At 50.8% G+C, this 26,819-nt stretch carries 26 protein-coding genes; 12 read left to right on the forward strand and 14 right to left on the reverse strand.

What is annotated here, in order from left to right:
* The first annotated feature begins 73 nt into the window (after nt 1-73).
* The 4 genes from GN278_10450 (at nt 74) to GN278_10465 (ending at nt 3,728) form a co-directional block, all read left to right on the forward strand.
* Entirely contained in the window at nt 74-1,273 is a 1,200-nt protein-coding gene (locus GN278_10450; protein ID XAT61121.1) for a peptidylprolyl isomerase, read from the forward strand.
* The gene (gene pdxA, locus GN278_10455; GenBank protein ID XAT61122.1) at nt 1,270-2,238 is read left to right on the forward strand and encodes a 4-hydroxythreonine-4-phosphate dehydrogenase PdxA; all 969 of its coding nucleotides are present in this window, start codon (nt 1,270-1,272) and stop codon (nt 2,236-2,238) included. The genes GN278_10450 and pdxA overlap by 4 nt, the downstream gene beginning before the upstream one ends.
* A complete protein-coding gene (rsmA, locus tag GN278_10460; GenBank protein XAT61123.1) occupies nt 2,235-3,074 on the forward strand; it encodes a 16S rRNA (adenine(1518)-N(6)/adenine(1519)-N(6))-dimethyltransferase RsmA in 840 nt (279 codons plus the stop codon). Before pdxA ends, rsmA begins: the two co-directional genes overlap by 4 nt.
* Nucleotides 3,075-3,191: 117 nt before the next feature.
* The gene (locus GN278_10465) at nt 3,192-3,728 is read left to right on the forward strand and encodes an orotate phosphoribosyltransferase (protein ID XAT61124.1); all 537 of its coding nucleotides are present in this window, start codon (nt 3,192-3,194) and stop codon (nt 3,726-3,728) included.
* A gap of 93 nt (nt 3,729-3,821) precedes the next feature.
* On the opposite strand, the gene GN278_10470 is transcribed toward GN278_10465, so the two are convergent.
* From GN278_10470 to GN278_10495, 6 genes are all read right to left on the reverse strand, one after another.
* Entirely contained in the window at nt 3,822-4,445 is a 624-nt protein-coding gene (locus GN278_10470) for a DUF4167 domain-containing protein (protein XAT61125.1), read from the reverse strand.
* A 236-nt stretch (nt 4,446-4,681) separates the two neighbouring features.
* A complete protein-coding gene (gene prmC, locus GN278_10475; protein ID XAT61126.1) occupies nt 4,682-5,515 on the reverse strand; it encodes a peptide chain release factor N(5)-glutamine methyltransferase in 834 nt (277 codons plus the stop codon).
* Entirely contained in the window at nt 5,512-6,567 is a 1,056-nt protein-coding gene (gene prfA / locus GN278_10480) for a peptide chain release factor 1 (protein XAT61127.1), read from the reverse strand. Before prfA ends, prmC begins: the two co-directional genes overlap by 4 nt.
* Before the next feature lie 31 nt (nt 6,568-6,598).
* Complete coding sequence (locus tag GN278_10485) at nt 6,599-7,027, reverse strand: DUF1499 domain-containing protein (protein ID XAT61128.1); 429 nt, start codon at nt 7,025-7,027, stop codon at nt 6,599-6,601.
* A gap of 4 nt (nt 7,028-7,031) precedes the next feature.
* Nucleotides 7,032-8,000, reverse strand: coding sequence for an agmatinase (gene speB / locus GN278_10490; GenBank protein XAT61129.1), 969 nt, complete (start codon nt 7,998-8,000; stop codon nt 7,032-7,034).
* 31 nt (nt 8,001-8,031) lie between these two features.
* A complete protein-coding gene (locus tag GN278_10495) occupies nt 8,032-9,195 on the reverse strand; it encodes an amidohydrolase (GenBank protein XAT61130.1) in 1,164 nt (387 codons plus the stop codon).
* A gap of 62 nt (nt 9,196-9,257) precedes the next feature.
* Between GN278_10495 and mazG the strand changes: the two genes are divergently transcribed.
* Entirely contained in the window at nt 9,258-10,094 is an 837-nt protein-coding gene (gene mazG / locus GN278_10500) for a nucleoside triphosphate pyrophosphohydrolase (GenBank protein ID XAT61131.1), read from the forward strand.
* Here the strand turns inward: mazG and GN278_10505 are convergent.
* From GN278_10505 to GN278_10520, 4 genes are all read right to left on the reverse strand, one after another.
* Nucleotides 10,091-11,707 carry an ABC transporter permease subunit gene (locus GN278_10505; protein XAT61132.1) on the reverse strand — a complete coding sequence of 539 codons (1,617 nt, stop codon included), beginning with the start codon at nt 11,705-11,707 and terminating at the stop codon, nt 10,091-10,093. The two genes, mazG and GN278_10505, sit on opposite strands and share 4 nt — an antisense overlap.
* Before the next feature lie 3 nt (nt 11,708-11,710).
* Nucleotides 11,711-12,739 (reverse strand): extracellular solute-binding protein, encoded by a 1,029-nt coding sequence (locus tag GN278_10510; GenBank protein XAT61133.1) that lies wholly within the window; start codon nt 12,737-12,739, stop codon nt 11,711-11,713.
* Complete coding sequence (locus tag GN278_10515) at nt 12,736-13,779, reverse strand: sterol desaturase family protein (GenBank protein XAT61134.1); 1,044 nt, start codon at nt 13,777-13,779, stop codon at nt 12,736-12,738. Before GN278_10515 ends, GN278_10510 begins: the two co-directional genes overlap by 4 nt.
* 68 nt (nt 13,780-13,847) lie before the next feature.
* Nucleotides 13,848-15,263, reverse strand: coding sequence for a DUF4856 domain-containing protein (locus GN278_10520; protein XAT62631.1), 1,416 nt, complete (start codon nt 15,261-15,263; stop codon nt 13,848-13,850).
* A 267-nt stretch (nt 15,264-15,530) separates the two neighbouring features.
* Between GN278_10520 and GN278_10525 the strand changes: the two genes are divergently transcribed.
* Both GN278_10525 and GN278_10530 read left to right on the forward strand, forming a co-directional pair.
* Nucleotides 15,531-16,472, forward strand: a complete 942-nt coding sequence (locus GN278_10525; GenBank protein XAT61135.1) for a nucleoside hydrolase — start codon at nt 15,531-15,533, stop codon at nt 16,470-16,472.
* A gap of 87 nt (nt 16,473-16,559) precedes the next feature.
* The gene (locus tag GN278_10530; GenBank protein ID XAT61136.1) at nt 16,560-17,987 is read left to right on the forward strand and encodes a YdiU family protein; all 1,428 of its coding nucleotides are present in this window, start codon (nt 16,560-16,562) and stop codon (nt 17,985-17,987) included.
* Here GN278_10530 and GN278_10535 read toward each other — a convergent pair whose 3' ends face one another.
* The 3 genes from GN278_10535 to GN278_10545 form a co-directional block, all read right to left on the reverse strand.
* On the reverse strand, nt 17,988-18,605 hold the full coding sequence (locus GN278_10535) for a histidine phosphatase family protein (protein ID XAT61137.1): 618 nt from the start codon (nt 18,603-18,605) through the stop codon (nt 17,988-17,990).
* A gap of 7 nt (nt 18,606-18,612) precedes the next feature.
* Nucleotides 18,613-19,047: a GNAT family N-acetyltransferase gene (locus GN278_10540; protein ID XAT61138.1), complete on the reverse strand. Its 435-nt coding sequence runs from the start codon at nt 19,045-19,047 to the stop codon at nt 18,613-18,615.
* A 171-nt stretch (nt 19,048-19,218) separates the two neighbouring features.
* Nucleotides 19,219-20,097, reverse strand: coding sequence for an EamA family transporter (locus GN278_10545; protein ID XAT61139.1), 879 nt, complete (start codon nt 20,095-20,097; stop codon nt 19,219-19,221).
* Nucleotides 20,098-20,212: 115 nt separating this feature from the next.
* Between GN278_10545 and GN278_10550 the strand changes: the two genes are divergently transcribed.
* A complete protein-coding gene (locus GN278_10550; protein ID XAT61140.1) occupies nt 20,213-21,460 on the forward strand; it encodes a sodium:proton antiporter in 1,248 nt (415 codons plus the stop codon).
* A 59-nt stretch (nt 21,461-21,519) separates the two neighbouring features.
* Here the strand turns inward: GN278_10550 and GN278_10555 are convergent, their stop codons facing one another.
* Nucleotides 21,520-22,818: a DEAD/DEAH box helicase gene (locus GN278_10555; GenBank protein XAT62632.1), complete on the reverse strand. Its 1,299-nt coding sequence runs from the start codon at nt 22,816-22,818 to the stop codon at nt 21,520-21,522.
* A gap of 369 nt (nt 22,819-23,187) precedes the next feature.
* Here GN278_10555 and GN278_10560 point away from each other — a divergent pair, with 369 nt between their 5' ends.
* From GN278_10560 to GN278_10575, 4 genes are all read left to right on the forward strand, one after another.
* Nucleotides 23,188-23,604 carry a transcriptional repressor gene (locus GN278_10560; protein ID XAT61141.1) on the forward strand — a complete coding sequence of 139 codons (417 nt, stop codon included), beginning with the start codon at nt 23,188-23,190 and terminating at the stop codon, nt 23,602-23,604.
* A gap of 86 nt (nt 23,605-23,690) precedes the next feature.
* Nucleotides 23,691-24,398, forward strand: coding sequence for a hypothetical protein (locus tag GN278_10565; GenBank protein ID XAT61142.1), 708 nt, complete (start codon nt 23,691-23,693; stop codon nt 24,396-24,398).
* Nucleotides 24,399-24,556: 158 nt separating this feature from the next.
* Nucleotides 24,557-25,408, forward strand: a complete 852-nt coding sequence (locus GN278_10570) for an EamA family transporter (protein ID XAT62633.1) — start codon at nt 24,557-24,559, stop codon at nt 25,406-25,408.
* Between the two features lie 125 nt (nt 25,409-25,533).
* Nucleotides 25,534-26,811, forward strand: a complete 1,278-nt coding sequence (locus GN278_10575) for a phosphopyruvate hydratase (GenBank protein ID XAT61143.1) — start codon at nt 25,534-25,536, stop codon at nt 26,809-26,811.
* Nucleotides 26,812-26,819 lie beyond the last annotated feature (8 nt).

The raw sequence follows: 26,819 nt of genomic DNA on the forward strand, positions 1-26,819 counted from the left end.
TCCCTTTAAACGCTATGGAAACTAAACAAGAGACTAAGCTGCGCATTTGTTGCAGGGATGTTAGGATTAAATCATGATTAACCCCTTATTGAAGAGCTGCTCGATACTAGTGGCACTGTTTGTTTGGGCAAATTCCGCGTTTGCGGAAAACTTATTTTCCACAGCCATCAAAGTTAACGACAGATCCATTACTGTCTACGAACTGCGTCAGCGCAGCCTATTTCTAAAGCTGCTGAATGTACCAGGCGATCCAGACGCAATTGCAAGAGAGCAATTGATTGACGATCGGTTAAAATTGAACGCGGCCAAAACCATGGGGATTGAACTGACCAATGCCGAAATCAAGGGCGGCATGGAAGAATTTGCTGCCCGTGGAAAACTGGATCTGCCAAGTTTTATTAAACAGCTTAAAGCTCTGGGCATAAGCGAAGCGACACTGCGCGATTTTGTAAAATCCGGGTTGCTGTGGCGAGCAGTGGTTCAGACCAAATTTGGAGCCCAAAGCCAAGTCTCTGACGCACAGCTTGAACGGTCGACAAATATCGAAGGCTCAGGCGGCGGCATTCGGGTTTTGCTGTCAGAAATTATTTTGCAAGTGCTGCCCGGACAAGAACAAAAAACCCAAGACCTTGCTGATGAATTGTCAAAAATAACCTCTACAAACGCTTTTTCCGATGCAGCGCGGCGCTATTCGGTCGCGCCTACCAGCGCCTCTGGTGGTCATATCAAATGGCAAGCTTTAGAAAAACTACCCGCAGTCGTACAACCGCTTATTTTTGGTCTGGCGCCGGGTGATGTAACAGACCCTCTGCCCATTCCAAACGGGCTTGCCTTGTTTCAGTTAAGAGCCGTCGAAGAAACCGGTGATAAACGCAGCAAGAAGGCGATCATTGACTATTTGACCTATGGCTTTCCCAAAGGTGATCAAGCAACGCTGACCGGACTGCAAGAAGATGTCAAACATTGCGATGATCTTTATGCCTTGGCCGCTGCTCACCCTGACCATATTTTGAACCGCACCAGCAACACTTTGGCTAAAATAGGTTCTGATATTCGCAAATTGGTTGCGCGCCTCGATCAACAAGAAAAAGAATTCTTATCTGTTGATAATCAAACGCTTATGGTGATGGTCTGCGGCCGCAACACGCTCGCACAAGACCCTGCCACAGATCTTGAGAAAATCCGGTTTGGCCTGCGCAATAAACGTTTGGCTGGGTATGCAGAGGGCTATCTTGAAAATCTACGTCAGGACGCGCGGATTTTTGAAAAATGACCCGTAGTCCGGTACTTATGACCTGCGGCGAACCGTCTGGAATTGGCCCCGAGCTGGCGCAAAAAGCATGGCAGTGTCTCCGCAATGAGATGGTATTTTGCTGGATCGGAGACCCGGATATCTTGCCAAATCCCGAAGCGGCGATCAAGATCAAGCATCCGTCCCTTGCAGCCCAAGCAATGACAAATGGACTTCCAGTTTTGCCGCACGCCTTTTCATCCGACGTGCAGGCAGGGCATCCAAACCCGGCCAATGCCGCCTCGGTTATTGATATCATCGCACGGGCAGTTGAGTATGTTCAAAACAATGAAGCTTCTGCAATTTGCACCGCTCCCATTCACAAAAAAGCTTTGCAGGATGGCGCTGGATTTGGCTTTCCGGGACATACCGAGTATCTGGCTCATCTTGGCTCTGTCGAGCATGCGGTCATGATGCTGGCAAGTCCCAGCCTGCGTGTGGTGCCCACAACGATCCATATCCCCTTAGATCAGGTGGCAGATACTCTTACCCAGCCGCTGTTAGAACGCACCATTTCGATCACTCGTGCAGCGTTAATAGATAAGTTTAACATAGCCGATCCACGTCTTGCGATCACTGGACTCAATCCACATGCAGGCGAAGGCGGAAAAATGGGCTCTCAGGAAACTGATGTGATTATACCCGTCATTGAGCGCCTAAAGGCCAAAGGCTGGCATCTTACAGGGCCGCATTCTGCCGACACATTATTTCATGACCGCGCACGTGCATCATATGACGCGGTGATTGCCATGTATCACGATCAGGCGTTGATCCCGATTAAAACTTTGGACTTTGATCGCGGCGTGAATGTCACACTGGGCTTACCTTTCGTGCGGACATCACCCGATCACGGCACTGCCCTCGATATTGCAGGGCAAGGCATTGCCAATGCAACCTCGACAATTGAAGCCTTGCGCTTAGCGGCTAAAATGGGCGCATCGTCTTGAGCCAGATCGATGCCCTACCCCCTTTGCGTGAGGTCATTACCACACATGACCTTAAAGCCCGAAAATCACTGGGGCAAAATTTTCTGCTGGATTTAAACCTAACTGCGAAAATTGCCCGTCAGGTTGGTGATCTGGCAAACTGCGATGTTCTTGAAATTGGTCCCGGCCCCGGCGGCTTAACCCGAGGACTTTTGGCAGAAGGCGCACGCAGAGTTGTTGCTGTTGAAAAAGATCAGCGCTGCATACCTGCATTAGAAAACATCGCAACACACCATCCGGGGCGTTTGCAGGTGCTGGAAGGGGATGCCCTAGACATTGACCCAGCCGTCTATTTGAATGCTCCGATCCGTATCGCGGCCAACCTGCCTTATAACATCGGAACCGAGCTTTTGGTGCGCTGGCTGACCCCCCCTTCGTGGCCGCCGTTTTGGCAAAGCTTGACCTTGATGTTTCAACGCGAAGTGGCCGAAAGGATCGTCGCCCAGCCGGGCTCTAAGACCTATGGCAGGTTAGCCGTGCTTGCCCAATGGCGCTGCAATGCGAATATCGTGCTTTCGCTACCACCGGATGCTTTTACCCCACCGCCAAAAGTGTCGAGCGCAGTGGTTCACTTAACGGCCCTCAAAGAGCCAAAATTTCCAGCAGATTCAAAGACGCTGGAACGGGTTGTTGCGACCGCATTCAATCAGCGGCGCAAAATGCTGCGCTCGTCGCTTAAGCCGCTTGGCGGTGATATTGAAGATAGATTGCGCGCAGTGGGTATAGCCCCCACCGACCGCGCCGAAAACGTCCCCATAGAGGGGTTTTGCGCGCTCGCGCGCGTGCTGGCCGAATAGCGTCACCTTAATACAGAGTAACATTAAACTCTAAGTTTTAGCCTGTTCGGCCGAAAAAGCTTGTGAAGAATCTCCATTCACCGCACTATCGCATCGGTTGTATTTGGAGGCAAAAAGATGTCTATCCGGTCCAGATTGTCGTTGCACGATCTCGCGCAGGGTATCGCAGAGGTTGCTGCGATAGAGGGCGATTTTGTATTGCGCTCTGGACATGTTTCACATCGCTATTTCGATAAGTATCGTTTTGAAGGTCTGCCCCATTTATTGCAGCCTCTGGCGCGTGCTATGAGCGACCTGCTTCCACCACAAACCGAGATCATAGCAGGCCTTGAACTCGGAGGCATCCCTCTTGTTACCGCGCTCTCTTTAGAGACTGGGTTGCCAGCAGCGTTTATTCGAAAAGAGGCCAAATCCTATGGCACTTGCCAAGCGATTGAGGGCCAAAATATCGCCCGTAAAAAAGTAACCTTTATTGAGGATGTTATTTCCACAGGGGGCGCCGTTACGGATGCGCATCGTCTGGCAACGCAAGAAGGTGCAGATATTCTAGCAGTCGTATGCGCAATTTGGCGAGGCAAAGGTAGCCCAACTATTCAAGGCATTCCAAAGCTGCCAGTTTATCCAGTTTTCACAAGGGCTGATCTGGAACGTTGACACAGCTTACTAATCTTTCGAGCAAAGGCCCTGCCAGATTTAACCATAACTATAATTTCGTTTGCACCATTTAGACGTCTGAAAAAGGAAACTTTATTCGGCTGCTTCGGGGCTTTCGCTTTCGCCCACCGCAGGCGTCCCAGTATCAGTGGAAGCAGAGCTGTCGGCGGATGGCTCAGGCTTTTTACGGCGCGGAGCCCGCGGTTTGCGAGCCGGTTTCGAGCGCTCATCTTGTGAAGATGGCCCTGTAACTGAAGGCTGCGACTCTGGCGTATCAACCAAACCCATTGGCTGATCAACGCCCGGCATTGAAACAATATCAGGCTGCTCACTTTGCGAAGGATCATCCATAAAGATATCTTGATCCACGGGCTCAGCGACCTGCGTATTAGCCCTTTCGCTACGTTCGCGATCGCGCTCAGCTTGTCTCTCACGGTTGTCGCGCTCTTGTTGTTCGCGCCGCACCTCTTGTTCACGCTGCGCTTCACCCAGCAAGCGCAGATAATGTTCCGCGTGCTGTTGGAAATTCTCGGTTGCAACACGGTCGTTGCCAAGCTGAGCATCTCGTGCAAGTTGGTTATATTTTTCAATAATTTGCTGCGGGGTGCCCCGCACTTTTCCTTCCGGTCCAGAGCTATCAAAAACTCTGTTGACGACATTTCCGACCGAACGGTTGCGGTTCTGCTTAGACCGCGAACGGGATTTTGATGATCTCATTATAAGCTTTCTAGCCCTGTGCTATATGACGCTCATACCGCTTTTTGTAAGGTCCATAAAAAACCGATCTAAAAACGATTAGGATTATACGTCGCGAGGATAACATAGTGCGTTCCCATCTTGCGACTATCCTCAAGTAAACTGATCAGGAGCTGTGTTTCAAGAGTGATTCAACATTTTCCTCAAAAAAAATGCAATTAGATGTAATTAGATGCAAAATTGCAAAACTGTGACGTTTAATCTGGCATTTTTGCAGTAACGACGCGATCTCTTTCGCTTAAATCCTTCAGAATTTCTATTTCTTGGTAGCCTATTTGAGTAAATATTTTTTTAACAGCTGCACCCTGCGACGCGCCAATTTCAACAATCAACCGCCCGCTCGGCAAGAGATGATTGTGGGCATCGCGGGCAATCGTCCGATAGGCCGCCAAACCATCTTTTCCGGGGCTGAGAGCAATTTTCGGATCATAATGTGTTACATCTGCGCTTAACTCCGGAAATTCGCTTTCCGAAATATAAGGCGGGTTTGACACGATTAAGTCAAACTGACCTGAAATTGCAGCAAACCAATCAGAGCAACAAAATTCAACTCGTCCGGCTACCCCATGTGCAGCGGCATTTGTTTTTGCAATTGCCAAAGCTGCATTTGAAATATCGCTCGCAACAGCCTGTGCATCTGGCCATTCCGCAACCAACGTAACCGCCAGAACACCGCTGCCTGTGCCCAGATCAAGCAGCCGCTTCGCCGGCGTTTTTAACGCCTCAAGCACGATAGTTTCTGTATCTGCACGCGGGTCTAAAACATCAGCTGAAATTTCGAACTTGCGACCCCAAAACTCACGGTAACCCAAAATTCGCGCGACAGGTTTTCGCGCAAGCCTTTGGGACACATATGCCTCGAACTGTGCCACCTGATCTGGACTGGCGGTGCTGCCAGAAATAAGAGTTAGCCGTTCGGCAGGCACTGCCAGAGCCGCCGCCACCAATTTGCGAACATCGCGCCCTGGGTTTTCAATATTTGCATCCCGCAACCGCGCTTGAGCCTGCATCATTAATTCGCGTAAAATCATTGATTGAGATCAGCCAGCATACTCGCCTGAGCATCTGCTGTCAGCGCATCAATCATTTCATCAAGATCGCCTTGCATCACCTGATCCAACTTATAAAGCGTTAAGTTGATCCGATGATCCGACATCCGGCCTTGGGGGAAATTATAGGTTCTGATCCGCTCTGAGCGGTCTCCGCTTCCGACCTGTGATTTACGGTCGGCCGAGCGCTCGTCATCAACGCGCTGGCGCTCTAGATCGTACAGCCGTGTTTTGAGAACTTGCATCGCAATTTCGCGGTTGCGGTGCTGTGACTTTTCCGAGCTTGTTACCACAATACCTGTGGGAAGATGGGTGATCCGTACAGCAGAATCTGTAGTATTGACGTGTTGTCCACCAGCGCCCGAACTGCGCATCGTATCAATGCGCAGATCATTGGCATTAATCTGAATATCCACATCTTCGGCCTCAGGCAGCACCGCAACAGTCGCTGCCGATGTATGCACCCGCCCACCGCTTTCGGTTTCTGGTACACGCTGCACCCGATGCACACCGCTTTCATATTTGAGGCGTGCAAAAACTCCTTCGCCCCGCACATGGGCAACGACCTCTTTGATGCCGCCGAGCTCCGTTTGCTGTTCTTCGATCATCTCAAACTTCCACCCGCGTGCTTCGGAATATCGCTGATACATCCGCAGTAAGTCGCCAGCGAAAAGCGCCGCCTCTTCACCGCCAGTTCCAGGGCGGATTTCAACGATTGCAGGCCGTGCATCAGCCGCATCTTTGGGCAATAAAGCAAGCTGAAGCGCAGCTTCTACTTCGGGTAATTGCGCTTTCAACTCGGGCAGTTCTTCCTCAGCCAAAGCCTTCATATCAGGATCATGGAGCATTTCATTGGCGTCTTCAATCTGCCCTAGCAGCGCTTGATACTGCTCAATCTGGGAAATCACCGGCTTTATTTCGGCATATTCCTTTGACAATTGGGCAATTTCCTCACCCGAGACACCCTCGTTCATTTTGGCTTCCAGAAACTGAAAGCGCTGTTGAATTTGTACAAGCTTATCCAAGGGTATCATTGTGCTGATCTGATCTATTCACTGAAAGAGGTCAAGAGGTATCCTCAAGTCCAGCCTTGGTCAGCCAGTCGACGATGCGGGCTTTATTCACCCCAAAATCAATCCGACCAAAACGCACACGTGCATAGATATGCAAACCCATATCTGACAGCCAAATCGTGGTAAAATCTGGAAATCCAAAAACCTTGGTGCGGGTCACATAAGTAAACATGCCCTCTTTTTCGCCGCCGGCTATATGTTTGGTGCGCGGCGCTTGGTCGATTACGGCAACCAGTTGGCTAAACTCTGCTGTGCCGGCCGCCGGCAAAAAGCGTATAACACCGCCCATAAAAGCTTTGTCGCGTTCCGCCCGCGTTGTTACGTGCCAGCTGTCTTTATAAATCGGTGCAAACCGTATCCATAGCAGTCCCAAAACCAAAACAGCGCCGCAAGCGCCCAAAATCAATTTCAAAAGAAACATTGGATCATCCGTTCCGTTTATGCCTGTGCGCCCAAAGGCAAATTAATTCAACCGCCACATGGGCACCAGCAACCGCTGTGGCCCCGCTGCTATCATATTGCGGCGATACTTCAACCACATCACCGCCGAGGATATTTATGCCTGCCAAATCGCGCAGGATAATCGCCGCCTGCCCCGAGGACAGCCCACCCCACACCGGTGTGCCGGTTCCGGGCGCAAAGGCAGGATCCAGACAATCAATGTCAAAACTAAGATAGGTCGGCGCATCGCCAAGCAGGGACTTTATTTTCTTCGCCACAGCCACTGGGCCTATTTCATGCACCTCGCGGGCGTCTATGGTATTGACCCCGAGCGTATCTTCGTTGGTGGTTCTTATCCCGACCTGTACTGATCTTGATGGATCAATCAGGCCGGTTTTGACCGCTTTGTAAAACATGGTTCCATGATCAACCCGGCTCATATCATCGTCCGGCCATGTGTCCGAATGCGCATCAAACTGCAACAGGGACAGGGGGCCATATTTTTCTGCATAGGCCTGTAGGATTGGGAATGACACATAATGATCACCGCCCAACGCAATGCTCGCCACATCTGCATTTATTATTGTTTGGATGTGGGACTTTAAGGCCGCAGGAAAGGCCGATATCTTGGCATAGTCAAATGCCAGATCGCCATAATCAATAATATTGCATTCAGAAAACGGGTCAAAATCCCAACCATACGGCGGATCAAAGGTCTGCAATGTGCTGGCCTCGCGGACTGCGCGCGGTCCAAAGCGCGCACCAGGCCGGTTGGTCACAGCTTGATCGAAAGGAATGCCTGTAACGGCTAAATCTACATCCTGAAGATCTTTGGTATACTTTCGGCGCATAAAAGACGTGGCACCACCAAAAGCATTTTCAAAACTCAGGCCATGCAAGTCTTGTCGCGTAAAGGCATGGTCAATTTGTTTTTTTGCGTCTTCTAGAGGCATTTTTTATCTTTCTTTACTCCCACCACAGGACCTAGCTGACAGGTTGGGCTTTTTCAACCAAACGCGCAAAAAATGACGCTCCATAGGGGGCTGCGTCATCATTAAAATCATAATTGGGATTGTGCAGTCCTGCCGCCTCACCAATACCTAAAAACAGATAGGCGCCGGGGCGGGCCTCAAGCATATAGGAAAAATCCTCAGCGCCCATTTCCTGACCTCTGTCCGGATCAACCATATCCTCGCCAGATATCTCTTTGGCGATATCAACTGCAAACGCCGCTTGCTCTGGGTGATTTATTGTTGGAGGATACCCAACTTCATACTCGAACTCTGCCTCTACCCCATACGTTGCAGCCTGACCTGCGACAATCTCTTGCATTCTTTGCCGAACCATCGCTTGAACAGATTTGTCAAAAATTCGCACAGTTCCGTTCACATACGCCGTGTCGGGAATAATATTGTCGATCGTGCCGGCGTGGATTTGGGTCACAGATATGACCAGTTGGTCCATCGGGTTCGAGCTGCGTGTGACAATGGTTTGAAAGGCTTGCGCGATTGCCACAGCCGCAATCACCGGATCGCGTGTTTCATGCGGATAAGCCGCATGGCCGCCCTGCCCTTTGATGTTGACATGAAAGACATCCGCACCGGCCATAAGCGCCCCGGGCGTAGTGTAAAACTCGCCCAATTCGGCTGTTGGCGTATTGTGAATGCCGTAGACCTGAGAAATCTCAAAGCGGTCCATTATCCCTTCGTCAACCATAATCTCTCCGCCGCCGCCGCCTTCTTCGGCCGGTTGAAATATTAAGGCAACGCAACCGGAAAAATTCCGCGTTTGAGCAAGGTATTTTGCTGCGCCAAGCAACATGGTTGTATGCCCATCATGACCGCAGGCGTGCATATGGCCGGGGGTTTTTGACGCCCAGTCCACACCGCTTGTCTCTGTCATTGGCAGCGCATCCATATCCGCCCGAAGACCAATAGTTGGCCCTTCGCCTTTGCCCTCTATGATGGCCACGACACCAGATTTGGCGATACCAGTGTGTATATCGGTGATACCGAACTCGCCCAGGCGTTCAACTACATACTCTGCCGTTTTATGGCAGTCTAAACCTAACTCGGGATGCTGATGCAGATGACGGCGCCAGCCGCGCATTTCGTCAGCAAATCCGGCGATACTATTTATAACGGGCATGTTCTGGACTCTCTTTAATGGATTGCTAATCTGCATCTGACCTCAACTAAGCGAGTCATGCAATGCCCTATGATGAAAAACTGATCAACAATCCCAGCGGCGGCATGCCCCGTTTGGTCGAAATTATGCGTGCATTGCGTGACCCCAAAACGGGTTGCCCTTGGGATATTGAACAAGATTTCGCATCCATCGCGCCCTATACCATTGAAGAAGCCTATGAGGTAGCCGAAGCTATCGAACAGCAAGACTGGCAAGACCTAAAGGCTGAATTGGGCGATTTGCTGTTGCAAACCGTTTATCACACGCAAATGGCAAGCGAGGCAAAGCTGTTTGATTTTGACGATGTGGCCAATGCCATCAGTGATAAAATGGTTGCCCGTCATCCACATGTATTCGGCACTGAAAGCCGTGAAAAATCAGCCCAGCAGCAAACAGCTGATTGGGAAGCAATTAAAGCCGATGAACGTGCAGCAAGGGCAAAACAAGGCACACTTGATGATGTGGCTCTGGCTCTTCCAGCCTTGATGCGGGCAATCAAGCTGCAAAAGCGCGCTGCGCGCGTTGGCTTTGATTGGCCCGAAATTGATCAGGTGCTGGATAAGATGCTAGAAGAAGCGCATGAATTAAACGACGCGAAAAGTAACCTGTCACAGGCTGATATTGAGGAAGAGTTTGGCGATCTTTTGTTTGTCATGGTTAATTTTGGCCGGCATCTAAAGATCGACGCCGAAGAAGCGCTTCGATCCGCCAACGCAAAATTCACTCGCCGCTTTAAACATATCGAGCGTGCCTTGGCTGAGCGCGGCAAAACACCTGAGCAATCCACATTAGAAGAAATGGATGCTTTGTGGGAGGCTGCAAAAGTCATCGACAAAGCCAAGCGTGCAACCAGCGTTTAGTCGTAAGCGCGCAGCAACCTGTTCAAAAACACAACTGGGATTAGCCCTACAACAACGATCACAAGCGCTGGCAGCGATGCCTGATCCATCAACTCATCATGCGCAAACTGATAGGAATAGGTCGCGAGGGTTTCAAAATCAAACGGCCGAAGCAGCAATGTCATTGGCAGTTCTTTCATGATATCCACAAAAGCCAAAACACCTCCCGCAATGATTGAATTTTGGATCAATGGAATAGTGATCCGGCGCATCGTCGAGTGTGATGTCATTCCTAAAGAGCGGCTGCATGCAATCAAATTAGGCGGAATTTTGGTCAACCCCGAAGAAACTGAACCGTACCCAACCGCTTGAAAGCGCACCAGATAGGCAAAGAGCAACGCCAAAATAGTCCCGCTGAGGTACACGTTGCCAAATCCCAAACTCACAGCATTTATGCCGCGGTCAACAAATCCCAAAAACACCAGTACCCCGATCGCCAACATCGTGCCGGGAAAGGCATACCCTGTTGCAGATAGGTTGCCGACAACCTGAATGATCCTGCTGCCATTGTACTTTGCGGCACTGGCCACGAGAATTGCGCTGCCCATAATTAAACCTGCTCCCAAAGTCGCAATGAAAAGACTATTTTGCAACACATCAACCACAGCTCTGAAGGCAGCAAGGTCCGTTGATTTCACGACGTTCCAAAGCAGAATAGCCGCTGGTGTGACAAACCCGAAAATCACCGGGGTCAAACAGACGACATAGAGCAATACCGCTTTGAAACCGGTTACCATTTTAGGTTTGGCAACAGTTTGCTTTTTGCTTGTGTCATTAAATCGCTTGCGCGACCTAGAATACATTTCTGTTAATAAAAGCAGTATGATAAAGATAAACGTGAATGTTGAAATTTGCGCCGCAGCGGTGATATTATTCATCCCGATCCAGACGTTAAATATACCCAAAGTCAGTGTTTCTAGGGAAAAGAATTCAACCGTTCCAAAATCCGAGACCACCTCCATACACACCAGCGCAAGGCCTGCAACAATGGCAGGGCGCGCCAGAGGTAGGCAAATATTCCAAAAAACATTACGGTTTGAAATTGCGGCAACTTCGTAAAAACTCGACGGGATATGGCGAAATGCTGTGCGCGATAAAAGATACACATAGGGATAAAGCACTGAAGACAGCACAAAGATAGCCCCGCCCAGGGATCGAATTTCAGGAAAGTAATAATCGCGTGCAGTTTTCCATCCCATCATGTCGCGCAAAGCGCCCTGAACCGGTCCGGCATATTCAAAAAAGTCAGTATAGGCATAGGCCACCAAATACGCTGGACAGGCAATCGGCAGCAAAATCACCATATCCAAAATTTTGGAAAACCTAAATTGATAGGCCGCCACGATCCATGCTGTTGTCACACCGAACAGCAATGTCAAACAGGACACCCCAAGCATAAGCGCCACTGTCGTGGACACATAGCGCGCCAAAACCGACTCGAGCAAATGGCTCCACAACCCTTCGCTGTCACCAAAACTAAGATAAATAAGCGACAGGATTGGGCAAAAAATCACCACTGCAAGAGTGAAAACGCTTGCGCTCCATATATCGAAAGATCGGCGAAGCGCGATCACTGCCTACCAACCGACACGGTCAATGATTTTCTGCGCTTCCCGCGACAGTTCGGCGATTTTCAAAATGGGCAATTTATCCTCTTTGAATGTCCCCCAGCTTTGTAGCTCTTCAGAGGCAGGTACGTTGGGATTCACTGGATACTCAAAGTTGATCGCGCCGTAAAGCTGCTGTGACATCGGTTCCGTCAGAAATTCTAACAGTGCCTGAGCCGCCACTTTGTTTTTTGAATGTTTTGCGATCCCACCGCCAGAGATATTAACATGCGCGCCGCGCTCACCATCGCCTTGGTTTGGAAACACAAGATTAAGCGATTGAGCCCATTGGCGTTGGTTTTCATCCTCTGAATATTTCAGCTTTCCAAAATAGTAATTGTTAATAATGGCCACATCGCATTGGCCCTCATAAATGGCTTTGACCTGCGCGCGATCATTGCCTTGTGGGCGACGGGCCAAATTATCTACAAGAGCTGCGGCCCATTGCTCGGCTGCCTCGGCGCCATGTGCTGCGATCAATGAAGCCATCAGCGCCCGGTTATAAACATGGCTTCCGGGCCGCACACAAATCCGCCCTTCCCACTTGGGGTCAGCCAAATCCTCGATGTTTTCAATTTCACCAACGGCCACACGATCTTTCGATGTCACAATGATACGCGACCGCTTTGACAGGCCAAACCATGTATTATCGGTGCTGCGAAGATGGGTCGGAATATTGGCTTGCAAAACATCAGATTGGACCTGACTTAGCAATTCAAGATCTTGATAGATGTACAATCTGCCGATATCGACCGTTAGAATGACATCTGCCGGGCTGTTTTCACCTTCAGCCTTTAGCCGCTGCGCCAAACCCTTGGTCGAATAAAGCACATTGGTTTTAATGCCTGTTTTTTCGGTAAAAGCTTTCAGAAAGGGATCAATCAAAAAAGGTTGCCGATGCGAATAAATATTCAATTCAGTCGCGGCCGCGATATTCGAAAACAACATGGCGCAGGCGCTAAAGACGAAGATTAGATTGGTTTTTCGGAGCGATGTCATGGTGAAGATTTAATCCTATTTTTCAGACCCGGCTTAGAGCGCCAAGGCAATCTGTGAGCAACCCGCCCTAGGGCAGGTTTTAACTCTTTTGTTTTTGTCGTAAAATACCTGCCCATTTCAAGCAGTGGCAAGACATAGAGCGCATAGAGCCCATGCGCTGCATCACTGGTATCATCACTGACCCCAAGCGCCAATCCCTCGGTTTCAACCGAATGGTGAAGCGATCCAAAAAGCCAATCCCACAGGGCCAGCGTGGCCCCGAAGTTTTTATCATAATGCTCTTCGGCAATGGAATGATGCAATTGGTGCTGGGCAGGTGAAATCAAAATATATTCAAGCCAGCGCCAGTATTGGATGCCAATATGCGAATGGCGCAGATTTGATCCGGCAACATTAAAGGCAAAAACCAACACATTGGCGCCCAAGACGGTGAACAGATCCACCTGATTGCCAAACAGATAAAAGAACACCGCGATGGATAGTCCCTGCGTGAAGGCACTGCGCAGTGAAAATACGATGCCTTCAAGCGGGTGTGTGCGGTAAATGGTGATCGGTGTTAAATGTGATGCGGAATGATGCACTTTGTGCAGCGACCACAGCAGAGGCCATTTATGCATCCATCTGTGTACGATGTATTTGGTAAAATCATCCAGTACAAAGACGCAAAAGGTAAATGAGGCCACCACGACAGCCTTGGATGGTTCAAGCCCAAACGACCAAGCGCCCCAGTCAACTTCCAACAGCAGATTAAAAATAAAAGTGGCCACGACCAACTGGGTGAGCAGCAAAGGTGAGATAAACAAAGTAAATGCGCGGTTGATCAAGAACACCTTGAGGTCCGCGCGCGACGAGGTCGAGAAAAAGACACTGCGGTCAAAAATTTTACGCAAAGCATGGCGTATTGTTAATTTTTTAGAAATCAGTAGCCAAAAAAAGGCAATACCCAAAGCAGCGATCAAATATCCTATGAACAGCCGTTTTTTGGGGTCAAAGAAATGCTCGAATACGCTTATGCCAAAGTCGAAAACCTGCACAGCCATCACACCTTATTTTGACGCATAACTCCGGCAGAGACTATCTCTGCCGGAGCCAATTTTCCAGAGCCGAATTAGTCGTTCTCGGCGCTATCAGCTGAGCCAAGCTTGTCAGCCAGATCAGCCATATTTGCGGTCTGATCGTTCACTTTTGCAGCCAAGCCGAATTGATCAGCCAGCATGTTTTGAAGCTTAAGCATATGCAACTTGTACTCACCCCAAGACTGAGCTTCGTCTTTTATGAAGTTGCCTTGCGAGTCCATGCCAGTGACTTGTGAGGCATTCATCAAAACCGGACCATAACCGATAAGGCGGTTCATTTTAACCGCGGACTCACCAAGGTTTTTCTTGCCGACCTGAAGCGCCATTGAGAAGCCTTTTAGCTCACCCCAATGCTTTGCATAAGTGGCAAAAGCTTTGGCTGTATCGCCGTTTTCTGCCATCAGCGCTTCTAGCTTGACGATGTCTTTATACACAGAGCCTGCATATTTAAACACTGCCTCAGCAATGACTTTTTCCCAATTGCTACCGATCACTTCTGCATAGGCAACCAGTTGCGCCCGCTGCGCATCTGTTAGGTTTTCGCCATTGGCAGAGGTAATCACTGAGCGGCCGTCAATAAACGCCTTTGTAACTGTGCTCATGTAGTTGGTGTTGCCACCTTTATCAAAGCTAGATGCATAATAGGCATGGGCAAAGGTCATTTCAGATTTGAGATCAATAAGCCCATCACCATTGGCATCTGCCGCAGACAGATTTTTCATTTTGGCAACATCATAGTTGTCGCCTGCACTTAGATTAAGGCTATGCGCTGCTGCGCCCCAATATCCAAAGGCTTCATCCCAAGAGTGCTCTTTACCGGTGTAATGTGCGCCCTCTTTATAAGGTTTGCCGTTTGGCTTGTTGTCCGCTCCCAGTTTTTCGTCAAGGTAGTTATCAACCGCCTGATTATAGAACACTGCGCCCATCGCGAATTTTGAAATAAGCTGAGGATAGTTATATCCGGTGCTTGGATCAAAGCCGCCATCTGTCTGCGCTGCTTTCTCGATCATCGAGGTCAGAACTTCCACGCCGGTCATTTGACCCGGCCAGGCTGTAACGGCGCCTTTGTAGGTTTTGCCAGACAGGTTTTTACCGGATGAAATTTCGTTTACCGTTTCCTGTTTGATGTTGAAATCACCTTTGTCAGCAGGAGCGATGATTGCCTTGTTTTTATCTGATCCACCAAAATAGGCCATCATTTCCGCCTGCAACGCTGCTGCATTACCGCCGCCATCGCCTTGGCCAGCCAGTTTTTTGAGGCTGTCGTGCAAAACGTGCCGCGCAATTTGGCCGGTGTAGGAAACAGAATTTGTTTTGCTTCCACTGTAGCCTTTTAAGGTGACAGGGAATGGACCATAGGTATTTTCGCTAAATGCCGCTGTGGCCAGGGCGCTGGACGACAAAATACCAGTCGCCAATGCAATAAAGCGGACTTTTGTTTTCGACATCGTCATTCGAACATTTCTCCATGTTTTTGAGTCGTTTAAGGGCATTGGCCCGGTTTCTGAGTGATATTGTCAGGTTTGTCAATTCCGATTATTTTTATCGAGTTAAATTGTCGCTCTTTCCCCAAGAATTTCTTTTGCTTGCCCTCTTTGCTGGCCTTATCCACCAAAAAATAGGTTTTGTGTTAAGCAGATGCCCAGAAAATCAAAGGGTTGATCCGCGATGCATCCCATGCAAAACATGAATTTTTCAAATAAGGTCCCATGCGAATGCCCGCACAAAAAATCATCATTGATACAGACCCCGGACAGGATGATGCCGTTGCTATTTTACTGGCCTTGGCCAGCCCTGATGAAATTGATGTGATTGGCATTACGGCTGTTGCGGGCAATGTACCACTTGCACTGACTGAAAAAAATGCGCGTATCATCTGCGAACTTGCGGGCCGCACCGATATACCGGTTTTCGCTGGATGTGACCGCCCTCTTGGACGCAGCTTGGTCACCGCTGAACACGTGCATGGCAAAACCGGCCTCGACGGGCCGGTGCTGCCCGACCCTGAAATGCCCTTGCAAAGCACGCATGCGGTGGATTTCATCATTGAAACGCTGCGCGCGCACGCCAGTGGCACGATCACGCTCTGCCCTCTCGGGCCGCTGACTAATATTGCAACGGCGCTGACCAAAGCCCCCGATATTGCTAAAAAAATTGCCGCTATTGTTTTGATGGGCGGCGCATATTTTGAAGTTGGAAACATCACACCGACAGCTGAGTTCAATATCTATGTTGATCCCGAAGCGGCAGATATTGTGTTTAAATCCGGAATTAATATCACCGTTATGCCGCTTGATGTGACGCATAAGGCATTGGTTACAAAACCGCGCAATGATGCCTTTCGCGCCCTTGGCACTCCGGTTGGCAACGCCGTTGCAGAGATGACCGACTTTTTTGAACGCTTTGACAAAGAAAAATACGGCAGCGCCGGAGCACCGCTGCATGACCCCTGCGTGACCGCCTATCTGATCCGGCCCGAGCTGTTTTCCGGACGCCATATCAATGTCGAAATTGAAACCAGCTCTGAGCTTACGCGGGGTATGAGCGTTGCCGATTGGTGGCGGGTCACGGACCGTCCGGCCAACGCAACCTTTATTGGCGACCTTGACGCAGATGGATTTTTTGATTTACTCACCAGCCGCCTCTCGCGGCTCTAGGCGCTACAGCAGATATAAAACAAAGCCCACTCTTTGGAATTTGGCAAATTCCCCCTAAATACTAAAGCGAAGCCAGATGAGAATAGTATGACCCAAGACCCACTCGTAATCCCGTTTGACAATAGCTATCAAAAGCTGCCTGCACGGTTTTACAGCCGGCTAGACCCATCGCCGGCACCTGCGCCAACACTAATTGCCTTTAACCAACCATTGGCCAGAGAAATGGGCATAAGCGGCGGTAGTGACACCGAAATGGCGGCGATATTTTCCGGCAACGCCACGCCGCCGGGGGCAATGCCGATAGCTCAGGTCTATGCGGGCCATCAGTTTGGGCAATACAATCCTCAACTCGGTGATGGCCGCGCCCTGCTGATGGGCGAAACTCTGGGCCGCGATCAAAAACGCCGCGACCTTCAGCTCAAAGGATCGGGGCGCACCCCTTATTCGCGCGGCGGCGATGGCCGCGCCTGGCTTGGACCCGTGCTGCGTGAATACCTTGTTTCCGAGGCTATGCACCATATGGGCATCCCAACCACGCGGGCCCTTGCGGCGGTTGAAACCGGCGCGCCGGTGCTGCGCGAAACCGCCCTACCCGGCGCCGTGCTAACCCGGGTCGCCGCCAGCCATATCCGTGTGGGCACGTTTCAGTTTTTTGCTGCGCAGCGCGATTACGATGCGCTCAAAACGCTGCTCGACTATACAATTGCGCGCCATTACCCCCAAGCAGATGGCGCTTTGGGCTTGCTTCAAGCGGTCATTGAAGCCCAGGCAAAGCTGATCGCTCAATGGATGGGCGTGGGATTTATCCATGGGGTGATGAACACGGACAACTGCCAGATTGCCGGCGAAACCATCGATTATGGCCCCTGCGCGTTTATGGATCGTTACCACCCGATGCGGGTCTATTCTTCGATTGACCGCATGGGCCGTTATGCGTACGGCAACCAGCCCAATATAATCGTTTGGAACATGGCGCAGCTGGCCACTGCCTTGGTACCGCTCATGCCGGATAACGATGCGGCAATCTCTGCTTTCACCGCCGCCGTTCATGCAATGCCAGAGCAGCTGGAACAAAACCGGCGGGATGTATTTGCTGCCAAAATCGGCATCTCCGCCGCCACAACCGAGGATGACGCGCTCATCAATGATTTGCTTGCACTGATGGCAGATGGCCACGCCGATTTTACCAATACCTTTCGTGCGCTCGCCGCCGGCGCCGCCCGTGATCAATTTCTTGACCCGAATAAATTTGATCTCTGGCAAGAGCGCTGGCAAAGCCGGCTTGAGCAAGAGCCAGATGCAGAGCGTAGGATGGAGACATCCAATCCTGGGATCATTCCGCGCAACCACCGCATTGAAGAGATGATCTTGGCCGCCACCAACGGCGATTATGCTCCGTTCCATCGGCTTTTGGCGGCCGTCAAAGCGCCCTATAATGACGCAGCTGAGTTTAGCGACCTACGCCGCCCACCCAGCGCAGAGGAAGAGATCGAGGCGACTTTTTGTGGCACCTAATCAGCTTGGCCAAAGCGCCTCTTCGCGCCCTTCTTTGAGATGAAATATACAGCCCTGCCCACCCGGTAGCCCGGCCAACTGGCCGCGCTCAAGCCCCAGCCAGAGCCCGCGCAGCACGCGGCCGACAATCCCATGCGCCACAATCACCGTTGGCCGCTGCAAAGCCTCTAAAACCAACCGGATACGGGCGCTGAACACGGCATAGCTTTCGCCCCCGGGGCTGTTGCAATACACCTCAAAGCGTTCACTTTGACTGGGATTGGCAAAGCGCGGCTCAAGCTTTTCAATTTCGCCGCGCCGCAAACCTTCCCAGCTGCCAACGCTGATCTCGGCCAGCTCAGGCACAATTTTAGGCTCTGCGGGCACATCACGCAGCGCAATCTCAGCCGTCTCACGCGTCCGGCCCAACGGGCTAACCCACACATCCACCTCGCGCCAGTCTGCAATCACCGCGCGCAAAAGCTGTCCCTGATCTTCTGCCTGCCTGCGCCCGAGCGCAGTCAGGGGGCTGTCCTTTTGACCCTGAAACCGGCCTTCAAAATTCCACTCGGTCTGCCCATGGCGCAGAAAATAAACTTCTGGAAAATTCTTCATCCAAATACCTTTTGACTTCAACATAGCAGAGTCAAAAAACAAAAATAGTCATTCCAGAACCTAATTTTCCAGACGGTCGCACCTGAAACCCGAAATCAGAATAGAAGTTTTCTTTGCCTCTGGCTGACATTAGTCCGATAGTTGCGCCTTTGCCGGCGCGCTTTTTTGTTTCGTCAAGCAACAAACTAACAAGGGTCTTCCCGATGCAGTGCCCCTGAAACGCAGGCCTTACAATGATATCCTGCAAGTAAAAGTTCAGCGCACCATCTCCTATCACCCTTCCCATTCCAACAAGCTCATCTTTAAAGTAACAGGTTATATGAATGAGGCTGGATGATAGCGCTTCTTGCGCAGCAGAGGCCTCTATCTGCCCCCACCCGCATTCAACGCGGAGGCGAATGAAGTCAATTGGGTTTGGAGGATCATGTCTGTAAGACAAACCAGCGGGGTCAAGTACAGCGTTCATATCAGTTTCAAATAATCACCTCTCGCCCAATCCAAACGGCTACCAGTCCATTATCTGGCTTTATGTCCTCTTTCTTACCTACAACAAACACAGGTTTGTAGTCTTTTTCTTTGTCAAAATACTCAAATAATCCCATGCTCAAGGCTCAATATGCAACCATGGGTCTTAAAATCACTTTCGGTTAATCAACATAAGCCCCGCCGCAACAAGGATCAAACCGCCAATGATACTGCTGCTGATCTGCTCGCTCAAAATAAGCCATCCCAAAGCGACACTAAACACCGGCGATAGAAAACTAAACGACGCCACGCCCGAGGCTTTGTAAACGCTCACCAGCCAAAACCAGAACAAAAAACCAAAACAGGCCACCACAACCGATTGAAACGCCAATCCGATCCAATGGATCGGTGTCGGATCGCGCATCAGATCACCGAAAAACAGCGATGCCCCAAACAGTAGCGGCAAAGACACCACAAGCTGCACAAACAATTGCGTCTCGGGCCGCTCGCGCGCAAGGCCAGTCATCCGCACGCATAGCGCAATACCCGCCCAGGTCACCGCAGCGCTGAGCGCCAGGATATCGCCCCAAAAACTGGGCTCGCGCAGCTCACTGCGATCAAAAACCGCCCAAGCAACGCCGCAGATTGCCAAAACAAGCCCTGCTACACGCAGCCCGCTCAGCTTTTCATTGGGCAGAAAGAAATGCGCCGCCACAGCCAGCCAGATCGGCATGGAGTAAAATAAAATACTTACCCTTGAGACCGTAGTCAGGTCCAAGGCCAGAAACAAAAATATAAATTCGGCTGAAAACAGCGCGCCCAAAAGTACACTCGGCCATAGATTTTCCCGTGCAGGCAACATCGGTTTCCCGCGCCAGCGCATCCATAGCGCCAAAACAAAAACCGCCCCAAGCGAACGCAGCGCCGCAAGGTACACTGGCTGAAATCCCCCATTGGCAACTTTAATCACCACCTGATTAAAGGCCAGCAACAGGGAAAACCCGATAAGCATTACAGCGCCTTGGGCATCAATAGAGCGTTTATCCGACATAGCAGAACACAAAAACAATCTTTCGGCCGCGTCAAGCCAAACCTGCTTGAATTAAAATTATCTGAGGCATTTCCACTCTGTGCTATGCTGACCGGATAGAACCGAAAGAGAGCCCATGGATATTTTACAAATCACATCCCTTTTACTTGTTTTCGCCGCCACATTCGGGGCCATTAACTATCTGATTTTCAAGCTGCCAAGTGCGATCGGTATTTTAGTTGTTTCACTTCTGGCATCCTTGGGCACCATGGGGGTAGACATACTGCTGCCGGATCTTGGGATTGCGGAAAGCATCCGCACAACCATTTCGGAAATTGACTTTTCAAAGGCTCTGCTCGAAGGCATGCTGGGGCTTTTGCTGTTTGCCGGCGCGCTGCATGTCAAATTATCGGACCTGCGTAACGAGTGGAGCTTGGTCCTTCTTATGGCCACAATAGGGGTTGGAGTATCAACGCTTATTTTCGGGCTTGGAATTGCATGGATGACCGGCATTCCCATAATGATTGCATTGGTCTTTGGGGCCTTAATTTCCCCAACGGATCCAGTGGCAGTTTTGGGCGTTTTGCGTGAAGCTAATCTAAAAAAATCACTGGAAACCAAAATCGCAGGCGAGTCATTGTTTAACGATGGCGTTGGATATGTTGTATTCCTGGTGCTTGTCGGACTTGCCTTTCCAACTGGCGATCATCATGGCAGCGGGCTTTCTGCAGCGATGCGTTTGTTTATACAAGAGGCCTTCGGCGGCGCCATACTCGGTCTGGTACTGGGATGGGCCGTATTTCGGGTGATGCGCCAAATTGACGATTATGCGCTAGAGGTGTTGCTAACCCTCGCTCTGGCATTTGGCGGCTATCAATTGTCGGTCTGGCTTCATGTCTCGGCGCCGATCATGGCGGTTTGTGCCGGGTTGCTGATCGGCGATATCGGCAGCAAGCATGGGATGAGCGCAGAAACCCGCCACTATGTTGATGCCTTTTGGAGCCTGATTGACGAAATCTTAAATGCGGTTTTGTTTTTAATGATCGGCTTTGAGGTTTTTGCCATTGCCTTTGATGGCTCGATTTTGCTGACCTCAAGCTTTGCCATTGCCTTAGCGCTGGTAGCCCGACTGGCTGCGGTTGCAGTTCCGGTTTTGGCGCTTCGCCCGTTTCGCCAATTTTCCCGCGGCATCATTCCAATTATGACATGGGGCGGGCTTAAGGGCGGTATATCGGTAGCACTGGCGCTTTCGCTGCCGGACAGTGAGTGGAAGCCCTTGATCCTTACAGCCACCTATGTGGTTGTGATATTTTCCATTATTGTTCAGGGACTTACGGTATCCAGATTGGCCAACAGGCTTGGCCGCGAACCAGACCTGATGTAAATAAATCTGCTTTTATTGTCGGCGGCGCCCAAGATGTGCACCGCCGCAAAACTTAGCCTTTAGGCTGCCGAACGTGCGGCTTTTGCCTTGCGCCGATGCCGGGCTTTTTGGGCGCCAGTAGGGCCTTGTCCGCCGCTGCCTGCATGTTCTTTTGACCGATTTGGCCCACGTCTTCCTGCCCCGCGCGATTTGCGTTTTGGCTTGCCCTGACCGCCGCTGTCCATGTCTTCCCAAGGACGACCTGAGGCCACAGGGATGGAAATTCCCATGGTTTTATGGATCGCTTTTAATTCACCGATCTCTTCCGGTGCGCAAAAGGCCACCGCAGCGCCAGACGCGCCGGCCCGCGCCGTGCGGCCAATGCGGTGGACATAATTTTCCGGCACATTTGGCAGGTCAAAATTATATACAAATCGCACATCTGGAATATCCAAACCGCGTGCGGCAACATCTGTTGCAACCAAAATCTTTGTCTGCCCAGACTTGAAAGATCGCAAGGCGCGATCCCGCTGGCCTTGTGATTTATTGCCATGTACGGAGTCTGCCGCAAACCCGGCTTTTTCCAAAGTCTTTTTTAGCTTTTCAGCCCCGTGTTTGGTGCGTGAAAAGACCAAGGCCAACTGATCACGGTGTTTGTCGATCAATTCAATAAGCAAAGCCGGTTTTTCCGATTTTGCAATGAAATGGATAGACTGGGTTATTTTATCCGCAGCTTTGCCCGGCGGGGAGACTTCGACCCGTACCGGATTTTGCAAATAACTGGCTGATAGCTCGCTCATTTGCTTTGGCATGGTGGCAGAAAACAACATGGTTTGCCGCTCTGGTGGCAGCAAGGAAGCGATCTTACGCAAACTATGGATAAAGCCCAGATCAAGCATTTGATCCGCCTCATCCAGCACCAAAAAAGTAGTGGCATCCAGCGTGAGCGCGCGGCGATCAAGCAGATCAATCAGCCGCCCTGGTGTTGCCACCAGTATGTCCGTGCCCCGCGCAAGTCGTTTTATTTGCGGGTTGATGGATGCTCCACCTACAACCAAGCCTATTTTTAGCGGTGTATTTTCCACAAAATTACTTAGATTGTCGCTGATTTGTTTGGCCAACTCGCGGGTTGGCGCCAATATCAAACCGCGCACGGTTTTGGGCGCAGGCTTTTTGCCGGAAGCAAGTAATTTACTCACCAATGGCAGGCCAAATGCTGCAGTTTTACCAGTTCCGGTTTGTGCCAGACCCATCACATCTTTGCCGTCTAGAACCGGTGGAATGGCATGGGTCTGAATGGGTGTGGGTTCGGTAATTCCCAATGCAGCTACACGCGCCACAAGTTTTTCGGGCAAGCCCATTTCTTGGAATAAATTCAATGTCGTCCTTTCGCCGTCAATACCATAAGCTTGACGCACATTCATTTGCCCGCCTACCAACATAGGCAGTCAGGTCGCTTGGGCACATGACGTCGCCTGAGCAGGTCAAATACCCGATCAAGTGCCATGCGTGTGTGCCCACGCGTGATTTTGGGAACGCTGCGATAACTCATATGCGGCTCATTTTAAGGCGGGTCTTGCCCACCGGCCTGTTGACTGCTCACGCGGCAGGAATTAACGCTTAGATAGCGCAGTGAAGGTTTTACACTAAAAAGTCAATGATTTTTCTGCACTGCGGCGAATTCAGCCCTTTGCACCGCAGAGGAATTAATTTAAGTGATGCTCTGCAAATGCGCTTAAGGACAGCCAATGCCGGAAACCATAATTGAACGTTGCGAAACCAAAGGTTTGCGTATGACTGGCCAGAGGCGGATCATAGCTGGCGTGCTTGAAGACGCTGATGATCACCCCGATGTGGAAGAGCTTTACGCCCGCGCCTCAGCGCTGGATTCGGCAATTTCAATCGCAACAGTGTACCGCACGGTTAAACTTTTTGAAGAAGCCGGTATCCTTGAACGTGTCGAGTTCGGAGATGGGCGCGCGCGCTACGAAGATGCCGAACGCGATCACCATGACCATTTAATTGATCTCAACAGCGGTGAAGTGATCGAATTTGTTGATCCCGATATAGAAGCTTTGCAAGAAAAAATTGCTGCAAAGCTGGGCTATCAGTTAAAAGGCCATAAGCTTGAACTTTACGGCGTGCCAATCAAATCCAAGACCTAGACGACTTTCGCAGTTGAAACGTCAGACTTAAAAGACTTTAATTAGGCTGTAATCTAGCCGTTCTGTTAATAGTGTAAGGAGTTAAAATGACTGAGATTGATATCGCCTATCTGCCTGTGATTGGCCGCGGAGAACAAATTAACATTATCTGCGCCATGCACGGTATTAAGGCAAATTACCCTGCGCCCAAAGCCGCCGACTTTAACAAGGACACAGATGCGCCCTTTGGCACGATCCCTTGGATGAAAGATCATTCCAACGGGCTAGAATTGAACGAGTCGATGGCAATCGTTCAATATCTGGTGACTAAATATCCCGGGCCCCTGACGCCCAAAAGCCCCGAAGACGCCGCGCGGGTGGCGATGTACTGGGGCTGGGCGCAGGATTACTATTCTTTTGTCCTGTCGCCATTTCACGACATCATCACCGGCCATAGCGATGCGTTCTGGCGCAATCTGCGTCTCACTGACACTTTGGCCGAGGGCGGCAAAGAAACCGGTATTGCCAACCTGACAACATTGCATAAAAACCGGCTCGGGTTTTTAGAGCGACATCTGACGGCTCATAATGCAGGTCCATTTTTGACCGGCGATGCATGTTCTTATGCGGATATCTTTTTATATACCTGCGTTCGCTCAGTTCAGGACTGTGGCGGCTTTGGTATTTTACGCGATGCTTGCGGCGGCGCACCCTTTGCCGATTGCCCGACAATTTTGAAAATTGCTGAAACGGTCGGCGCAATGGATCAAGTCATTGAAGCCGTCGGCACAAAATTCGCCGAATACCCGATTTAGACCGCAGTGCGCTGGCTTAGGAGCCAGCGCGCAACCTCTCCCTTGCGCTGCATATATTGGCGCAAATCAAAGCGCTTCACGGCCTATTTTTAAGGCCGGCAGAATTATATTTCAATCGAGATGAGATAATTATGGACAACTTACGCGGCATCATTTTCATGCTTATTGCCATGGCCGGTTTCGCGGTTGAAGATGCACTTTTGAAAATTCTTGCCCGTGATCTTCCAGTTTCAGAGCTGTTAATCCTTATCGGGCTTGGGGGATTTTTGCTATTTTTTGCTGTGGCACTTGCCCGCCGCAAACCGATGTTTAGTTCACATATGCGCAACAAGCCCTTCGCCATCCGCTTTGTTGCAGATATCTTCGCCCCGCTGTTCTTCCTGCCGGCTCTGGCCTTAATCCCGCTTACCACGGTCACTTCGATCTTACAGGCGGCACCGATTTTGGTCACAATGGGTGCTGCATTATTTCTCAAAGAGCAGGTCGGCTGGCGACGTTGGAGCGCAATTATCATTGGCTTTATCGGTGTGCTGATCGTGGTGCGACCCGGCATGGACGGGTTTCATCCCGGATCTATCCTAGCCCTCATCGGGGTGCTTTTCCTCGCCTGCCGCGATTTATCATCAAGGTTGATCCCAGCCGAGCTTTCCTCTTCCACCGTAACCGCCTATGCATTTTTCGCCAGTATCATCGCCGGTGGAATTGCGCTGCCGTTCTTTGATCCATTGATCTGGCCAGAACCCGCTCACTGGCCACTTTTAATCGCCTGCGTACTCAACGGGGGCATTGCGTATTTCTTTATTGTATTGGCCACCCGCGTGGGTGATGTAGCCGTCATTGCCCCGTTTCGATACTCGCGTTTGCTCTTTGCGCTGCTGATTGCTGTGACGGTACTAAATGAATATCCAGACTGGCAAACGCTTTTTGGGGCCGCAATTATCATCGGCTCTGGGCTCTATACCTTTTGGCGCGAAAACCTGCGCCGCGAACCGCCCGCTCAAACCACCTAAAGTGACGTCACCCCATCCCAGTTACCGCTATCGCTGCACTGCGGAAAGCTCTGGCCATTTGCGCAGTGATTGCTTATGAAGCGCCAAACCACCACTTCAACGGCCGCTGTATTAAAGGACCCAACATGAGCATTATAGACGATATTTTCGCACGAGAAATTCTCGATAGCCGCGGCAACCCAACAGTGGAAGTGGACGTCACGCTCGAAGATGGCACTATGGGCAGCGCAGCTGTGCCCTCGGGTGCATCGACCGGCGCGCATGAGGCGGTGGAAAAGCGCGACGGGGATAAAACCCGCTATATGGGCAAAGGTGTGCTATCCGCAGTGGCCGCCGTCAACGGTGAAATTGCCGAAACGCTGGTGGGCTTTGATGCCAGCGAACAACAGGCCATTGATGCGGCGATGATTGCATTGGATGGAACACCAAACAAATCTCGGCTCGGGGCAAACGCGATCCTTGGTGTGTCTTTGGCGGCGGCAAAAGCTGCCGCAGACGCAAGCGCCATGCCGCTTTACCGTTACGTGGGCGGCACCGCCGCGCGTATTCTGCCTGTGCCGATGATGAATATCATCAATGGCGGCGAACATGCTGACAACCCAATAGATATTCAGGAATTTATGATTATGCCGGTGGCGGCGGAAAACATCCGCGACGCAGTGCGCATGGGCTCAGAAGTGTTTCATACGTTGAAAAAACAGCTGTCCGAGGCCGGTCTTTCCACTGGTATTGGCGATGAGGGCGGTTTTGCGCCCAACCTTAGCTCTACGCGTGATGCACTCGATTTCATTCTTAAATCCATTGAAAAGGCAGGCTATACTCCGGGCCAGGATATCTATCTGGCGCTTGATTGCGCCGCCACCGAATATTACCGAAATGGTGCATATGAGCTTAGCGGCGAAGGCATTTCGCTCAGCTCTGAACAGAACGTGGCCTATCTGGCCGATCTCAGCCGCGATTATCCCATTCTGTCCATCGAAGACGGCATGGCCGAGGATGACTGGGAGGGCTGGGGCATGCTCACCCGCGAGCTTGGCAATAAAGTACAACTGGTTGGGGATGATCTTTTTGTCACCAACCCCGAGCGACTGGCCCGCGGCATTGCCGAAGGCTGCGCCAATTCAATGCTGGTCAAAGTCAATCAGATCGGGACTCTGTCTGAAACCCTAAAGGCTGTGGATATGGCGCACCGCGCCCGTTTTACCAATGTGATGTCGCACCGCTCTGGCGAAACCGAAGACACCACAATTGCCGATCTGGCGGTGGCCACCAATTGCGGTCAGATTAAAACCGGCTCACTGGCACGTTCGGACCGGCTGGCAAAATACAATCAGCTCATTCGCATCGAAGAACAGCTCGACGATAGTGCCGAATACGCCGGCCGCAGCATTCTGCGCGGCTAAAGCGTCGG

The sequence above is a fragment of the Rhodobacteraceae bacterium Araon29 genome, assembly GCA_039640505.1.
Taxonomy (GTDB): domain Bacteria; phylum Pseudomonadota; class Alphaproteobacteria; order Rhodobacterales; family Rhodobacteraceae; genus CABZJG01.

Coding starts and splice junctions, on each gene's coding strand:
- GN278_10550 (XAT61140.1), top strand. CDS start 20,213: ATGGATATTTTACAAATCACATCCCTTTTACTTGTTTTCGCCGCCACA.
- prmC (XAT61126.1), bottom strand. CDS start 5,515: ATGATTTTACGCGAATTAATGATGCAGGCTCAAGCGCGGTTGCGGGAT.
- GN278_10520 (XAT62631.1), bottom strand. CDS start 15,263: ATGTCGAAAACAAAAGTCCGCTTTATTGCATTGGCGACTGGTATTTTG.
- pdxA (XAT61122.1), top strand. CDS start 1,270: ATGACCCGTAGTCCGGTACTTATGACCTGCGGCGAACCGTCTGGAATT.
- GN278_10530 (XAT61136.1), top strand. CDS start 16,560: ATGACCCAAGACCCACTCGTAATCCCGTTTGACAATAGCTATCAAAAG.
- GN278_10565 (XAT61142.1), top strand. CDS start 23,691: ATGACTGAGATTGATATCGCCTATCTGCCTGTGATTGGCCGCGGAGAA.
- GN278_10570 (XAT62633.1), top strand. CDS start 24,557: ATGCTTATTGCCATGGCCGGTTTCGCGGTTGAAGATGCACTTTTGAAA.
- GN278_10560 (XAT61141.1), top strand. CDS start 23,188: ATGCCGGAAACCATAATTGAACGTTGCGAAACCAAAGGTTTGCGTATG.
- speB (XAT61129.1), bottom strand. CDS start 8,000: ATGCCTCTAGAAGACGCAAAAAAACAAATTGACCATGCCTTTACGCGA.
- GN278_10515 (XAT61134.1), bottom strand. CDS start 13,779: ATGGCTGTGCAGGTTTTCGACTTTGGCATAAGCGTATTCGAGCATTTC.
- mazG (XAT61131.1), top strand. CDS start 9,258: ATGCCCTATGATGAAAAACTGATCAACAATCCCAGCGGCGGCATGCCC.
- GN278_10495 (XAT61130.1), bottom strand. CDS start 9,195: ATGCCCGTTATAAATAGTATCGCCGGATTTGCTGACGAAATGCGCGGC.
- GN278_10545 (XAT61139.1), bottom strand. CDS start 20,097: ATGTCGGATAAACGCTCTATTGATGCCCAAGGCGCTGTAATGCTTATC.
- GN278_10470 (XAT61125.1), bottom strand. CDS start 4,445: ATGAGATCATCAAAATCCCGTTCGCGGTCTAAGCAGAACCGCAACCGT.
- GN278_10450 (XAT61121.1), top strand. CDS start 74: ATGATTAACCCCTTATTGAAGAGCTGCTCGATACTAGTGGCACTGTTT.
- GN278_10540 (XAT61138.1), bottom strand. CDS start 19,047: ATGAACGCTGTACTTGACCCCGCTGGTTTGTCTTACAGACATGATCCT.
- GN278_10510 (XAT61133.1), bottom strand. CDS start 12,739: ATGACATCGCTCCGAAAAACCAATCTAATCTTCGTCTTTAGCGCCTGC.
- GN278_10465 (XAT61124.1), top strand. CDS start 3,192: ATGTCTATCCGGTCCAGATTGTCGTTGCACGATCTCGCGCAGGGTATC.
- GN278_10575 (XAT61143.1), top strand. CDS start 25,534: ATGAGCATTATAGACGATATTTTCGCACGAGAAATTCTCGATAGCCGC.
- GN278_10525 (XAT61135.1), top strand. CDS start 15,531: ATGCCCGCACAAAAAATCATCATTGATACAGACCCCGGACAGGATGAT.
- GN278_10485 (XAT61128.1), bottom strand. CDS start 7,027: ATGTTTCTTTTGAAATTGATTTTGGGCGCTTGCGGCGCTGTTTTGGTT.
- prfA (XAT61127.1), bottom strand. CDS start 6,567: ATGATACCCTTGGATAAGCTTGTACAAATTCAACAGCGCTTTCAGTTT.
- GN278_10535 (XAT61137.1), bottom strand. CDS start 18,605: ATGTTGAAGTCAAAAGGTATTTGGATGAAGAATTTTCCAGAAGTTTAT.